The 13,211-nt window shown below is 69.7% G+C and carries 13 protein-coding genes and 1 pseudogene; 4 read left to right on the top strand and 10 right to left on the bottom strand.

Annotated elements, in window-relative coordinates; genetic code table 11:
- Nucleotides 1-243: 243 nt before the first annotated feature.
- Nucleotides 244-483 carry a hypothetical protein gene (locus ACGFZQ_RS43680; protein ID WP_393845119.1) on the top strand — a complete coding sequence of 80 codons (240 nt, stop codon included), beginning with the start codon at nucleotides 244-246 and terminating at the stop codon, nucleotides 481-483.
- Between the two features lie 66 nt (nucleotides 484-549).
- Nucleotides 550-1,167 (top strand): annotated as a pseudogene (locus tag ACGFZQ_RS43675) (dienelactone hydrolase family protein); the annotation flags it as partial.
- A gap of 349 nt (nucleotides 1,168-1,516) precedes the next feature.
- Here the strand turns inward: ACGFZQ_RS43675 and ACGFZQ_RS43670 are convergent.
- The 8 genes from ACGFZQ_RS43670 to ACGFZQ_RS43635 all read right to left on the bottom strand — a co-directional run bounded on the left by ACGFZQ_RS43670 (nucleotide 1,517) and on the right by ACGFZQ_RS43635 (nucleotide 10,365).
- Nucleotides 1,517-1,921 (bottom strand): hypothetical protein, encoded by a 405-nt coding sequence (locus ACGFZQ_RS43670; RefSeq protein WP_393845118.1) that lies wholly within the window; start codon nucleotides 1,919-1,921, stop codon nucleotides 1,517-1,519.
- Nucleotides 1,922-2,084: 163 nt separating this feature from the next.
- On the bottom strand, nucleotides 2,085-2,603 hold the full coding sequence (locus tag ACGFZQ_RS43665) for a hypothetical protein (protein ID WP_393845228.1): 519 nt from the start codon (nucleotides 2,601-2,603) through the stop codon (nucleotides 2,085-2,087).
- A 919-nt stretch (nucleotides 2,604-3,522) separates the two neighbouring features.
- A complete protein-coding gene (locus ACGFZQ_RS43660; RefSeq protein WP_393845117.1) occupies nucleotides 3,523-5,067 on the bottom strand; it encodes a carboxylesterase/lipase family protein in 1,545 nt (514 codons plus the stop codon).
- Between the two features lie 115 nt (nucleotides 5,068-5,182).
- Nucleotides 5,183-5,683 (bottom strand): alpha/beta fold hydrolase, encoded by a 501-nt coding sequence (locus ACGFZQ_RS43655; RefSeq protein WP_393845116.1) that lies wholly within the window; start codon nucleotides 5,681-5,683, stop codon nucleotides 5,183-5,185.
- A 150-nt stretch (nucleotides 5,684-5,833) separates the two neighbouring features.
- Nucleotides 5,834-7,318 (bottom strand): MFS transporter, encoded by a 1,485-nt coding sequence (locus tag ACGFZQ_RS43650; RefSeq protein ID WP_393845115.1) that lies wholly within the window; start codon nucleotides 7,316-7,318, stop codon nucleotides 5,834-5,836.
- Nucleotides 7,319-7,870: 552 nt separating this feature from the next.
- The gene (locus ACGFZQ_RS43645; RefSeq protein ID WP_393845114.1) at nucleotides 7,871-8,158 is read right to left on the bottom strand and encodes a sensor histidine kinase; all 288 of its coding nucleotides are present in this window, start codon (nucleotides 8,156-8,158) and stop codon (nucleotides 7,871-7,873) included.
- The gene (locus ACGFZQ_RS43640; protein ID WP_393845113.1) at nucleotides 8,074-9,075 is read right to left on the bottom strand and encodes a sensor histidine kinase; all 1,002 of its coding nucleotides are present in this window, start codon (nucleotides 9,073-9,075) and stop codon (nucleotides 8,074-8,076) included. The genes ACGFZQ_RS43645 and ACGFZQ_RS43640 overlap by 85 nt, the downstream gene beginning before the upstream one ends.
- A 240-nt stretch (nucleotides 9,076-9,315) precedes the next feature.
- On the bottom strand, nucleotides 9,316-10,365 hold the full coding sequence (locus ACGFZQ_RS43635; protein WP_393845112.1) for a zinc-binding dehydrogenase: 1,050 nt from the start codon (nucleotides 10,363-10,365) through the stop codon (nucleotides 9,316-9,318).
- Nucleotides 10,366-10,700: 335 nt separating this feature from the next.
- Here ACGFZQ_RS43635 and ACGFZQ_RS43630 point away from each other — a divergent pair, with 335 nt between their 5' ends.
- On the top strand, nucleotides 10,701-11,204 hold the full coding sequence (locus tag ACGFZQ_RS43630; protein WP_393845111.1) for a MarR family winged helix-turn-helix transcriptional regulator: 504 nt from the start codon (nucleotides 10,701-10,703) through the stop codon (nucleotides 11,202-11,204).
- Between the two features lie 266 nt (nucleotides 11,205-11,470).
- Nucleotides 11,471-11,833, top strand: a complete 363-nt coding sequence (locus ACGFZQ_RS43625) for a hypothetical protein (protein WP_393845110.1) — start codon at nucleotides 11,471-11,473, stop codon at nucleotides 11,831-11,833.
- A gap of 5 nt (nucleotides 11,834-11,838) precedes the next feature.
- Here ACGFZQ_RS43625 and ACGFZQ_RS43620 read toward each other — a convergent pair whose 3' ends face one another.
- Together ACGFZQ_RS43620 and ACGFZQ_RS43615 are read right to left on the bottom strand one after the other, a co-directional pair.
- Nucleotides 11,839-12,063 carry a hypothetical protein gene (locus tag ACGFZQ_RS43620; protein ID WP_393845109.1) on the bottom strand — a complete coding sequence of 75 codons (225 nt, stop codon included), beginning with the start codon at nucleotides 12,061-12,063 and terminating at the stop codon, nucleotides 11,839-11,841.
- A 745-nt stretch (nucleotides 12,064-12,808) separates the two neighbouring features.
- Nucleotides 12,809-12,949: a hypothetical protein gene (locus tag ACGFZQ_RS43615; protein ID WP_393845108.1), complete on the bottom strand. Its 141-nt coding sequence runs from the start codon at nucleotides 12,947-12,949 to the stop codon at nucleotides 12,809-12,811.
- Between the last annotated feature and the right edge of the window lie 262 nt (nucleotides 12,950-13,211).

The following is a 13,211-nucleotide window of genomic DNA, read 5'->3' as shown; positions in this document are numbered from 1 at the left end:
TGGCTGGCGCGCGGCAGCTCACGTCACCGCTGCGACCTGCGCTGTCGCTGCCGCGGACGGACGAACTGAACTGTCGGCGCGGCTGTCATGTGTCCCGGTCAGCGGGACGGCTGGGCCCCGGGATGCGTCCGGATGCCGTCGTGCGGCAAGAGCCTCCTCAAGCCCAGGCCGTCACCGACTGCAACGGGTGCCCATGAGCTGGAAAACAGCTCAGCCAGCCATAGGGCCATGGGGAGAGGCGGAGTGCACAGGATCGTCGAGGTGTCCCTGCCCGGCGACCCCGACCTGGACGACGCGCTCGCCGCCTGTGCCACCCGCGACCACCGGCCCCGCGTCCCCTTCTGGACCCTGCTGTTCAACAACGTCATCCTGCGCCTGCCTGGCAGCGACGACTTCTCCGCCGAAGCGAAACGCAAGGCGGCCCGCGATCTCACCGCTGCGGCCGCCATCGGCTTCCTCATGGCCAAGGTCGCGGACCTGTAGCCGCTGGACAAGATCGCCGAAGTCCACAACAGAGTCGATGTGGGCGGGTGGGGTGCGTCCTGGTGACGGTTGCGCGGTGGTTTCTACGGCGTCACCCGGTTGCGGGTGCAGGCGAGAGCGGCGCGTACCGCGACCGTTTTGGCGTACCAGCAGGAGGTGTCCGGCCAGCCACGTCAACCCGGCCGGCGCCCGGAGATCATCCAGAGCCTCCGCCCGGCCGCGGAGACACTCACCCCCGAGGCGGCCATGCGGGACGCCGGTACCCACCTAGACCGGCTGGCCGCCTCCCCCCTGGCGACCGACGGCCCGGCGGGCCTCACCGGCTACTGCATGCGTGCCGCTCTGGCCCTGCGTACCGCCGGTGCTCACCCGGATCGGGTCGCTGCCGCGGCCTGCTTCCACGGCGCGTACCTGGCGACCGAGGCACTGGACAGCCCTCACCTGCTTGCCGACCGCATCACCGCGGAGCTCTACTTCGGCCACACCGACCATGACTCCACCTTGCCCTCGGAGTAGATCGACCGCCTCGACAAGGCCCTCACCACCACAGGCGTCCGCCACCGCAGCGAGGTCTGCACCGGTGCCCACCACGGCTTCACCCAGGCCGACACTGCCATGTGCCACGCCGGGGCGACGGAACGCCACTGGACGGCCCTGCTGGACCTCCTGGGTCGCACCCTGTGACCCAGCCGAAAGGCTCCTGTGCACCCTCACGCCCCCTGGCGTCTGGCGGGCTGCTGTGGGTGCGGCGCGGTCAAGTCCAGCCCTTCGACCGCGACTTGGAGGCGGAGGCCGAACGGCGCGCACCTGCCGTTCACTTCGCCTTCTCCACCCGGCTTCGGCGAGATCCAGCGGCTGCTTGATGGCATGAGTGAACGCTGGGCGCATCCGAGTGAACTGTCCAGTGCCGCTGAGTAAGCGCAATGGCGCTGCCTCACGCACTTCCATCGTGGGAGATGTGCTGGTCACCGCCCGCGCGAGTGCCGGACTCGGCGTCCGGCACTCGCGCTCGCTTCGAAGCCATGAGGACCTCTTACGGCGTGCAGATGTCCGTCAGTTCGTCGGCCGCGTCGTCGATCTTGCTGGAGTCCGGGTTGGTGTCGCCGTTCAAAATGGCCTTGTTGTAGTCCGCGATCGCCTTGTTGAGATCGTCGATCGCTTTGTCGGCCTTGTCGGTGTTTGTCTTGTCGCTGATCTTGTCCAGGTTCTTGTCGATGATGTCGATGGACTCGGCGGTCCGCGACGGGTCGTTCGCAGCGTCCTGGCCGGCCTTATGGATTGCCCTGAGGCTGTCGGCGATCGTGTCGGCGTTCTGGAAGCAGTCCAGTGAGTCGCCGGCATTGTCGCAGCTGGTGATGAGTCCGGCGGTCAGCGTGACTGCGGCCACGGTGGTGGTGATGGCGGCTATACGGCGTCCACGTCGGCGGTTCGCGGCCATGGAAGTGTCCTTTCCTCGATGGGGTTTGTGCATGACCGCGGTAGTCGGTCCGCGGTGTTTCGATGCCAGTTGGCGGCTTGCGGTGGGAACGGGACGTGTGCCTTTCCCGCTGCGGCCTCGTGGGTGCCGTCCGCCTCGTCGGTGCCGACGGCAGATCCCTCGCCTACGCCGGAACCGGGATGGGCCAGGACACCGTCGTGCTCGCTTTCTGAACAGGCGCCGGGCCCTGCGCCCGCACCGTGGTCCGGGGCCGGCAGGCGGCGAAGACGAGCAGGCGCAGCACCAGGAAGCGCCCGAATCCGGCGAGCCCGGAGGCGCTGAGGTAGACGACCTGCTCGACGATCACCCCGGGCGACGACTCCACCATGTGCAGGATGAGCATCGCGGTGGAGGTCACTGCGTAGGCTGCCGTGGCCGACCCCGCGGACTGCCAGTGCTCGCGCCATCCGGCACGCGGCCCGGCCCCGAAGGTGAAACGGGCGTGGAGCTCCGTGCACAGAAGCGTGGAGACGACGGTGATCAGCGCGTTCGCCGCCGCCCAGGGCATCACCCCGGCAAGCAGCGCCACGGCGGCGCTGGAGGCGACCCCTACACCGCCGCCGCACAGTACGAAACGGGCGAAGGAGGCGAGCGGACCGGGAGTAGCCGGGGGCCGCTGTGCATCGACCGTGTCGGTCCCCATCCGCTCCGTGCGCCGCGCCTCGCACCTCATCTCCGGCTTCGACGAGAGCAGCGACTTCATGGGTTTTCCTTCCGGATGGGGGAGCCATGAACCTTTGGGGTCAGCTGGGATCAGCTGGGTCCAACGATGCCGTCGCCCGCTCACTCGTACGAGGAAGCGCACTCCCGAACCGAGGGTGTAGCTGGCTACACCGTGGGCTCCGGGGCGTCCCGAAGCCCACTGCGTTGGCAGCTCTCACGTACTGGATCCCCCTGGGCAGCATGCCGACCGCGAGGGCTCCGGTGAGCCGGTAGCCGGTGCGGCAGGCGGCCACGAACCGGCGCGCGGACAGTGGGTTGGACCAGCGGCCGACGCCACCGGCCGCGCACACGTGCGCCGCCTCGGGGTGTGCGGCAGCGAGCCGATGACGACCAAGATCTCGTCGGCCTCGACGAGTTCGCATTCGCGAGCCGCACCTCGTCCTCGGTCACCGCGGTCACGGTCACCCCGGTGCGCAGGTCCACCCCGCGGTCCCGGTGGGTTTGCGACAGCACCTGTCCGACCACCTCGCCGACCGCATGGCCCAGCGGCACCAGCGCCGTTTCCAGGAGGGTGACGTGAGCTCTGATCAGCTTCCCGTCGCGCAGGTCGTGCACGGTCTGCGACGAACAGCGCCGAGCCTCCGGACGGCGGACCCTGCGGGACCGTCGGGGGCTCGGCACGAACGCTGCGACCGTTGGCTGGCCTCGGAGCTCCTGATGCAGTGGCCCGCCAGGCGGTGTCGGCAGATCAGAGAACAGGCAACCGCGATGACCGCTGTCCAGGCCCGAGACCATGGCCGGTAGCGTGGTAGGCGCTGTTGCGCAGGCGTCCACCAGACCGGCACGTCCTCCCAAGCCCCTGAAATTCGCTACAGCAGGGCCCTGCCCTGCCACTTTTGTTACTTGATCAGTGGCAGTGCCGGGAAGTCGTGGTCCTGCCACAGGCGCCGGGAAGTCTCCTCCGGGTAGGCGGTGACCACGGGATCCGAGTCGAGGACCTGGACCAGGCGGCGGTCGGGATCGTACGCGGGCCAGCCCGGGTCGCCCGTGGTGGCGAAGGCGGTCCAGGTGGCGCGGAAGCGGGACGACAGCGACCGGGCCTCGGCGGAGGGTTCCGGTCCGAGCAGCAGAGGACCGAGGTGGGCGTCGAAGGTGCCGAACAGCAGTGTGCCGTCCAGACCGTGGCAGGCGCCGAAGGCGCCGCCGTTGCCCGGGGCCTGCCAGGTCAGCTCGTACACGTGTGCGCGGCCACCCCCGGTGACCTGGGCCTCGGCCAGGCGCAGCGAGGGCATACGGAACAGCCAGTCGGTCTGGACGAGTTCGTACAGCTCGCCGGCGGAAGCGCCCAGGAACGCCTCGCGGTAGGCCCGTTCTCCGTCCGGGCCGGGCCCGAACACACGCAGCGCCTCGGTCGCCTGGTCGTCGCCGATCTTCCCGAGCTGCCCGGAAAGGGCGACGAAGAGCCGGAACTCGTCACGGTTGTGTCCGATGATCAGCTCCACGTCTCTGGCCGTGCCGTTGGACAGCGCCTGCCAGGGGGTGGCCGGCAGCACCTCGCCGTCGACGACGGGTGAGAAGAGAGACTGCGTGCGCGCGAGCTGCCCCCAGCGGTCCTCGTACTGGCGCATCCTGGCGCCCAAGATCTCGCCCGCCGCAGGCAGTTGACGCGGGTCCACCCCGGCCAGGCCGGCCACCGTGGGCCGCAGGCCCGCCTCGGTGGCGAGGGCGGTGGCGATGTCCCGGGCCAAGTCGTCGGAGAAGTACGTGCCCGGCACACTCTGGGCTATGGCCCGCCGGAACAGCCCCGCCGCGCGCGGCATGGCCAGCAGCGCGGCGATGGACCCGGCTCCGGCCGACTCACCGAAGACGGTGACCTGGCCGGGATCGCCGCCGAACGCCGCGATGTTCTCCCGCACCCATTCCAGGGCGGCGACTTGATCCAGTAGGCCGCGGTTGGCCGGGGCGCCGTCGATGTGGGCGAAGCCCTCGATGCCGAGCCGGTAGTTAAGGGTGACCACGACCAGGTCGCCGTCGCGGGCGATGTGGCGGGCGTCGTAGCCGGGGCTGCCGGAGAAGCCCAGCTTGTAGGCGCCACCGTGGATCCACACCATCACCGGACGCCGGTCGGTCGGGCCCGGGTCGGGGGTCCAGACGTTGACCGTCAGCCAGTCGTCGCCCCCGGGCAGGTCTGGAGCCCCGGTCCTGCCCTGGAACGCCGCCTCCTGCGGGGGCGGCGGGCCGAAGGCGTGCGCCTCCCGCGTCCCGTCCCAGCCGGGCACGGGACGGGGGGCCTGGAACCGTGCCTCACCCACCGGCGGTGCGGCGTACGGGATGCCGCGGAAGACGGCCAGGCCGCCCTCCCACCGCCCGCGCACCCGGCCAGCGGTGGTACAGCTCTCAGGCTCGGCGGACCTCACGGGCTCATGGGACTCGGCTGTCGTCATCGGCAACTCCTCACTGTCGGGAACTGGGGAAACTGGTTGGACTGGTCATGTCTGTCATGCGGTCGCCGCCGGCAGCAGCAGGTCGGCGACGGCCGCGGGCTCGGTGATCATCAGGTCATGGCCGGTGTCGATGTCCCAGGGCCGGCCCGCCGCGCGCGCCTGTTCCATGCGTGCCGGGTTTCCGGCCGGGCAGGGTCGCCGTGCAGACGATGTGGGTCTGCGGGATCTCCCACAGCTCCGCCTCGTTCTCCAGCCGCAGCGGTTGCTCGATGCACTGGCAGGGGTGGGGAGTCAGCATCGGCTGCAGCCAGGCGATATCGCCAGGGTCGGTCACCCCGCAGTACGGCATCGGCCCCGTCTCCGGGAAGAGGACGAGTTCCACGCCGTTCAGGAGTGTGGCGGCGTCCAGGTAGACGAGGTGGCCGACGCGGTCGGCGGCGCCGGTGATGACCATGCCGCCGTAGCTGTGGCCCACCAGGATCACGTCGCGGAGGTCCTCGTACTCCAGTACCGCGGTGATGTCTCTGATGTGGAGGCCGAGGTTGATGTCGGGGCGGAGCAGGTGCGCACGCTCGCCCAGGCCGACCGCAGGATCCTCGCGACGCGCTGGTAACACCAGCCGCCGTGGGGGCCAACGTGGACCAGGACGTACGTGGCCATTGGCTGTTCTCCTTCTCGTCGGCTTCTTCTGATGGTCGACCGAGGGGTTGGGCTGGGTGGAATACGCGGCCGGAGACCGGCCGCATACGCGCGTGGTTGGTGCGTGCTAGGACTTCGCCCCGGAGACCTCCGCCGGTTCGGCGGAGCCTTCGCCCACCTGGGCCGACGCGGAGGCGGCCCGCTGACGCGGGAGGAAGGAGGCGAGGAAGAAGGCGAGGACGGCCGCACCGGCACCGATGGCCATGACGGTCTTGAAACCGTTCTCGGAGGGCAGGGGATAGCCGCCGAAGTCGGTGGTCATCTGCGCCAGGATGACGCCGGCGAGGGCGCTGGCGAACGACGTGCCCATGGAGCGCATCAGGGTGTTGAGGCTGTTGGCGGCGGCCGTCTCCGACGGGTCCACCGCGCCCATGATCAGGGCGGGCATGGCGCCGTAGGCGAAGCCGACGCCGGCGCCGATGATGCAGGCGACCAGCGTGATGTGCCAGACCTCGGACATGAGCACAATGCTCAGGCTGTAGCCGCCGGCCACGATGATCGCGCCGATCATGAGGGTGACCTTCGGGCCCTTCGCCCTGGTGATGCCCGCGGACACGGCGGACATGACCATCATCACCAGGCCCTGCGGGGCCAGGATCAGGCCGACGGCCAGCATGGACTTGCCGAGGCCGTAGCCGGTCGCCTCGGGCAGCTGGAGGACCTGCGGCAGGACGAGCGACATGGCGAACATCGAGAAGCCGAGCGCGACCGAGGCGAGGTTGGTGAACAGCACCTGGCGGCGGACGGTGGTGTGCAGATCCACCAGCGGCTGGGAGATGCGCAGTTCGTACCGGCCCCACATCAGGAGGACCACGAGCGCGGTGGCGAACAGGCCGAGGGTGGTGCCGCTGGTCCAGCCCCAGTCGCCGCCCTTGGAGATGGCCAGCAGCAGGGACACCAGAGCGGCGGCCAGGCCGAGGGCACCGAGCAGGTCGAAGCGGCCGCCGGTGCGGACCGTCGACTCGGGCACGATCAGCAGCACGAGCGCGAGGGCGGCGACGCCGAGGGTGGCGGAGGTCCAGAACAGCACGTGCCAGTCGTAGTTGTCGGCGATGAACGCGGCCGAGGGCAGGCCGAGCGCGCCGCCCACGCCGAGTGAGGCGCTCATCAGTGCGGTGGAGCCGGCGAGCCGCTCGGCGGGCAGTACGTCACGCATGATGCTGATGCCGAGCGGGATGACGGCCGCTGCCAGGCCCTGCAGGGTCCGGCCGATGATCATCGGGACGAGCGAGTCGCTCAGGGCGCAGACGACCGAACCGGAAATCAGCAGCACGATGCTGACGAGCAGCATGCGGCGCTTGCCGAACATGTCCCCGAGACGGCCGACGACCGGAGTGGCCACGGCGGCGGCGAGCAGGGTGGCGGTGACCGCCCATGCGGTGTTCGACGCCGAGGCGTCCAGGTACTTCGGCAGCTCGGGAACGATCGGGATGACCAGCGTCTGCATCAGCGCGACCACGATCCCGGCGAAGGCCAGAACAGCCACCACGGCGTTCGACCTCGGCTGGGCGGAAGGCCCGGCCTTGGCGTGTCGGGCAAGGGTGTCGGACATGGGGAAGAGCCTCCGTCGGACGAGCAGGGTTGCTTGAGTTAGGCAACCATAGACAGGATTGCTTGAGTTACGCAAGCTCTTTCGGGCGGGATCGCGCGATCCGGTCGCCCTCGATCGCGTGATCTACGTCACGTCTGCCTTTTGTCGGCGACCTGACCGCAACAGGTCAGCGGGGCTCGATTGCATGTGGTCGCCCCCCACCCGTCCGGGGTCTCCCGGCCTCACAAGGAGGAAGTGCATGAAAGACCGGGCCAAGGTGGTTCTTCTTCCGCGAGCTGCGCTGGACGGTCGAGGCCAAGAAGGGCCCGGACGCCGGTGACGTCCTCCGCTATCACACCGCCGAGTACGCCGAGGTGTCGGCCGCCGGACTCGTCGTCGCGCACATCGGGCACGGCACGGACCAGCTCAAGATCGGCTGAGGCGGCTCCAGGTCCCCTCAGTCGTTCCCCTGACGGTGCCGCACCGGCAGGGGGACCGGGGGAGGGGACCCTCTAGTTTCCGGAGACCCGTCGGCAGGGGCGGACGGTCATGTCGGATGGTCGTGTCCGGCTGTCATGTCGCCGGGGCCGGGTCGACCCCATAGGGGTGCAGAGGCAGTTCGGTGACGACTTCGAAGCCGCCTTGGAGCCGGTGGCCCGCACGGAGGCGGCCGCCCGCGGAGAGGGCACGCTCTCGCATACCGATGAGGCCGTAGCCGCTGTCCGGGGCCGGTGAAAAGGCTGGTCCGGTACCCGTGCCGTTGGTGATGGCGATGCTCAGCCGGTCGGGGGAGTAAGTGAGTCGGATCTCGGCCGAGTGGGCGGTGGCATGCTTGGTGACGTTGATGAGTGCCTCCTGCACGATGCGATACGCCGTGAGATCCGCACCGGCGGACGGCTGCCGCGGTTGACCTTCGGTGGTGACGCTGACTGCGAGGCGGCCTTCCTGAACGACTCGGTCAGATCGGGGAGTTGGGCGAGCCCGGGCGTTGGCTCCAAGGGGCTGTCGGCGTCGTCCGCGGCGCGCAGCAGGCCGACGGTGGCTTTGAGTTCGCGCAGGGCCGCGGTGGTGGTGCCGGAGAGGTCCGCGGCGATCCGCCCGGCCTCCTCGGGCTGGTCGGGCAGGGCCCGGGCGACCGCACCGGCCTGGAGGTTCGCCAGGACCAGATGGTGGGCGACGACATCGTGCAGGTCCCGGGCGATGCGCATGCGCTCCTCGGTGACGCGGTGTCGCGCTTCCTGCTCGCGGGTGCGTTCCGCATGCTCGGCGCGGGCCTGTACGGCCTCCAGGTACGCCGCCCGCAGCCGGCTCGCGGTACCGAGCGCGGTGGGCAGCAGCAGCCAGGCGGCGGGTCCGATCAGCTTCAGGACCAGCGGTTCGTCGGCGGAGCCGGCGATCAGTGAGGTGGTCGCGAGCAGTGCGATACCGGTGAAGGTGAAGGTGTTGGCGGTTTTCCGGTCGGTGCCGACGGCCAGCGCGTGCAGCGCGATCATGAGGGGTCCCAGAAGCAGGACGGTGAGGACATGGCCCAGAACGGCCATGGCCAGGGCACAGAGCGTGGCCAGCACGACCGTGGACCGGGGATGGCTGCGGCGCCGCAGCAGAGCGGTGCAGGAGACACCCGCCAGCAGCACGCCAGGCCACCACGGGACCCCGAGCTCATGGCCCGGGAGTGTGACCACGGCACCGGGAAAGGAAAAGGCGAAGACCGCGGCGGCTAGTGCCGCGTCGATGATACGAGGATGGCTGCGCAGGTACTGCCGCAGGCGGTTGGTCATGGGGTGGGTTCCTGTCCGGCGAGGTGACCGGGTTGGGGGGCGAATCAACTGACCGCTGACGGAACGGGTTGAGGTGCTGCCGGATCGATCCCTGATCCTGTCGAACGGCATGTGCTGCGGACGGCGGCGGACAGAGGCACCACTCCTGCCCCGCGAGGCACAGGCTGAGGCAGCAGGCCGTCTTGGGTTCCTGCCGCCGTCTCCGGTCGGCGGCAGGAACTCGGACGTCTTGCAGGGCACTTACGGCCGGCCGTCGAAGGTGACGACGACCTTCTCGGCCGCTCCGGGGGTCAGGGCGAGCTCGAAGGCGCGGCTGGCCTCGGTGAAGGGGACGCTGTGGCTGATGAGCCGGGCGAACCGCTCGTGGTGCTCGACGAGTTCGGCGGTGACCTCGAAGATCTCGGTGGGGTAGCCCTGGGAGGCGATGAGGGTGAGTTCGCTGCGGAGCATCCCGCCGAGGTCGATGCCGGCGCCCTTCTTCTGTACGGCGACCATGACCAGCTTGGCCCCCCACTTCGCGGCGTCGACGGTGGCGTTGAAGACGGCGGGGACGCCGGCCGCGTCGATGTAGATGTCGGTGCCTGCTCGCGGTTGGCCCAGCGCGTTGGCCGCCTCGCCGTGCAGCTCGGTCAGACGGGCGGTTACGTCCTCCTCGGCGGAGTTGATCACGGCGTCCGCGCCGACGGCCAGCGCGGTCTCCAGCCGCTCGGGGATGAGGTCGGCTACCACGACGTGCTGCACACCGCGCAGCTTCAGCCAGATCGTGGCCCCCAGTCCGATGGGCCCGGCGCCGAAGACGACGACCTTGTCGCCCGGCTTCGCCTCGGAGCGATTGACGCAGTGCCGGGCGACCGCCATCGGCTCGTTCAGTGCGGCCACGTCGAAGGGCACCGTGTCGGGTACCACCGCGACGCTCTGGCCGACGACGCAGTCCTCGATGAGCAGGTACTCGCTCATGGCCCCGTGCTTGCCGCCGCAGCCGATGATGCCGGAGGGTGCGCCCTGCGGGTTGACGACGACGCGGTCACCAGCCTTCAGACCGGTCACTTCGGCACCGACCTCCACGATCTCGCCTGCCGGCTCGTGGCCGAGGGGGATGGAGACCATCTCCCCGCCGGCCTGAGCCCGGGCGGGCATACCGCCCATGCGCAGGAAGGCGGTGTCCGTGCCGCAGATGCCGCAGGCGCGGATCCGGAGCAGGGCGTCCTTCGGTCCGGGGACGGGACGCTCGACATCCACCACGTCGATCTTGTTCTGTCCACCGGTCCGGAGGGACTTCATCGTGGCCATGGAGTGACTCTCTTTCTGGAGGTACTGGCTGTGTGGGGCTTGGGGCCGCGGAGGTGCCGGGAGGCAGGCCCGGCGGCGGACAGGGGGAGGTGTCCGGCCGCCGGGCCCGGGACCGCGCCGTTCCCCGTCCCCACGGGTTCGGCGCGGCGGGGCCGTTTCCGCTCAAGCGGCCCCGGTCTGCAGTCCTACAACCGGTGGTAGGACTCGGATGGTCAGCGCGGGACGTGACACGGCACCCATTCGGGCTTGCTTGAGTTAGGCAAGCAGATTGCCTTGCCTGAGTCAAGCAACTTTTTGACTTGCTTAACTCAGGCAAGCACCTTTACGGTGGCCGCATGTCCACACCGCACCCCACGGCGGCACCCGTCCCGACGGCTATGACCGAGATCGAGCGCGCCCTCACCCGCATCACCTATCTGGCCGGCCGGGCCCGCCAGCACGAGCGCCTGATGGCCGAATCCGGCCTGTCACTGGATCGGGCCGCCGCGGCGATCCTGCGGTACATCGCCGAGAGCGAGCCACTGCGTCCCGGAGTGCTGGCGGCCCGGCTGTCAGTGGAGGCATCCCACATCACCCGGCAGCTGCGGCAGCTGGAGAGGGCCGGTTACGTGGTTCGCGCCCCGGATCCGGACGACCGGCGGGCCCAGCGAGTTCAGCTCACTCAGGCCGGTCTGGCCGCGGTCGAGCGCATTCAGGAGGTGCGCCGCCGGGGCATGGAGATGGCTCTGGCGGACTGGTCGCCCGAGGACTTGGTGCAGCTCTCCGTGCTCTTCCACCGGCTTGTCGATGACTTCGTCGCGCACGCCGAGGTCAACATCGACGTCCGGCCCTCTGCCTGACGGCGAAGCGGAGAATTTGTGCGGGCGGTCTCTTCAGGCCGGGGCCGAGCCCCTGGGCTGCCGTTCAGTCGTGACGCGTAAGCCCTACCCGAATGGTCTTGCCATGCGCAGGAACATCATCACCAGTGAGAAGCCGTCACCGCCTCGTGGTGGCGGGCGACATGTCCTGGTCGTCGACCCCGATCCCGGGGTAACCGAACTCCTCACCGGCGCACTGGAGTTGGCGGGGTATCGAGTCGGCACGGCGGGCACCAGTACCGAGGGGGATGATCCGGCTCGCTCAGCTCCGGTTCGAGCTGGTGGTCTGGGATGCCGCGCTGCCGCACCTGCCCAGCTCCGTCTGGGACGGCCGCGTCGCCCCTGTGGACCGCCCCCCGCTTCTCTTCCTGGCCACCTGCGACTCCCTCCACTGCCTCGTGCCAGGACTCGGCCTGGGCGGGGAGGGCTACGTCACCAAGCCTGTCCGGATCGCCGAAGTCCTGGCCAGGGCCCAGATCCTCATGCGCGGCCGGAGCCCCGAACGGGAAGGGGTGCCCTGCTACGGAGACCTGGTCCTGGACGACGTCACGTGCCAGGCCCGGCGCGGGCCCAGACAACTCGGCCTCACCCCGCCGAGTACCGGCTCCTGAGCCACCTACTGGCCAACGCCGAGCGCCTCCTGGACCCGCTCGGGGAGGTCGGTGGCGTCGGCGGGGCAGGGCCGCGTCGGCACCGAGGCGCCGGCGCGGTCCCGCTTGCCCGGCAGCAGGTCGGTGACGGCGATCTTCGCGGCGCCCGCGTGCCGGGCGGCGGCGAGGACCAGCAGACCGATGGGTCCGGCGCCGAGGACGGCGACCGTGCAGCCGGACCCGGCCCTCATCAAGGGCCACCTGCGTGCGGCCGGGCTGGAAGCCGGTCTCAGCTACGTCGAGCATGAGCTGTGCATCGACCGGGACAGGTACTTCGGCATGGTGCGCGCCCGTTACATGTCCCTTCTCTCCACCTTCAGCGAGAGCGAGATCGCGGAGGGCATCGACGAGATGCGAGCCGCTCATCCCGAGCCCGTGAGGACGAACCGTTCTCCGAAGTCGGCGCCTGGTCGTGTCATCCCTGAGGGGTGGGGAGGGCAAGGATTAGGGCGCGCACTGTGATCGGCTGCTTCAGTGGTAGCTCGCCTGGGGGCTGGATCGAAGGTGGCGGCCTCTCGTCTCGACCTGCGATCCTGGCCGTCTCACCGGCGCCGAGGGCGGTGCCGTCGGCGCGTCAGCGAGGTCCACGTCCGCTGCCGCGATGACACGGCCGAACAACCACACCGGTCGTATCGCACGAACCGCACCCAGAAGAAGTGCGGCCTCCGCCAGCCAGTGCACGGCGCCGGGGTCTTTCTCTGTGGTGTCCAGGATCGCAGTCAGCAGACAGAGCCCCGAGACGACCAGCGTCGCACCGAGGATGCCGACCCAGTTGCGCCGGAACTGGGCTCCTTGCCTGGGATGGGTACGCAATGTCTGCATGCGCACGCCAGCGGAGGAGGCGTACTGGGCGATGGCCGCGGTAATGAAACTGCCGACGAGGGCTGCGACCGTGGCGATCCCGGTGTGGACAGTGATCCGTTGTTCGCGTCCCGGTCAGGCGAGCACATCCCCACCACCGGTGATCAACACGGCGCCCAGATGCGTCCCGGTGATCACCAGGACGATCAGCCAGTCCAGACCTGGCCGCCCCAGCCAGCGGGTCCACAGCTGGCGCAGCAGAGTGTCCTCATACACGACGTCCCCCAGCCTCCCCTGAACTGCCGCTCAGGTTAGCCGCCGGGTCTGACAGCATCCTCCAGCTCCTGCCGATGATCGGCAGGAGCGTCGAAGACGGCGTTGACCGCGAAGCCCAGGTCCACCGAGCGTCCGTCGGTGAAACCGATGGGTACGTCGCACTGGGCCGTGATGCGGTGGCGATCGTGTCCCTCGTCGTGTCGACCGCTTCGCAAGGCTGCCGCCCCGTCCCGGTCGGCGCCTCGCATGCCGCCCCTTGTCT

Source organism: Streptomyces sp. NPDC048254 (genome assembly GCF_043201895.1).
Taxonomy (GTDB): domain Bacteria; phylum Actinomycetota; class Actinomycetes; order Streptomycetales; family Streptomycetaceae; genus Streptomyces.
This window is presented reverse-complemented; position numbering and strand designations above follow the sequence as displayed.

Coding starts and splice junctions, on each gene's coding strand:
- ACGFZQ_RS43670 (WP_393845118.1), bottom strand. CDS start 1,921: ATGGCCGCGAACCGCCGACGTGGACGCCGTATAGCCGCCATCACCACC.
- ACGFZQ_RS43665 (WP_393845228.1), bottom strand. CDS start 2,603: ATGGGGACCGACACGGTCGATGCACAGCGGCCCCCGGCTACTCCCGGT.
- ACGFZQ_RS43660 (WP_393845117.1), bottom strand. CDS start 5,067: ATGACGACAGCCGAGTCCCATGAGCCCGTGAGGTCCGCCGAGCCTGAG.
- ACGFZQ_RS43650 (WP_393845115.1), bottom strand. CDS start 7,318: ATGTCCGACACCCTTGCCCGACACGCCAAGGCCGGGCCTTCCGCCCAG.
- ACGFZQ_RS43640 (WP_393845113.1), bottom strand. CDS start 9,075: ATGACCAACCGCCTGCGGCAGTACCTGCGCAGCCATCCTCGTATCATC.
- ACGFZQ_RS43635 (WP_393845112.1), bottom strand. CDS start 10,365: ATGGCCACGATGAAGTCCCTCCGGACCGGTGGACAGAACAAGATCGAC.
- ACGFZQ_RS43630 (WP_393845111.1), top strand. CDS start 10,701: ATGTCCACACCGCACCCCACGGCGGCACCCGTCCCGACGGCTATGACC.
- ACGFZQ_RS43625 (WP_393845110.1), top strand. CDS start 11,471: ATGATCCGGCTCGCTCAGCTCCGGTTCGAGCTGGTGGTCTGGGATGCC.
- ACGFZQ_RS43620 (WP_393845109.1), bottom strand. CDS start 12,063: ATGAGGGCCGGGTCCGGCTGCACGGTCGCCGTCCTCGGCGCCGGACCC.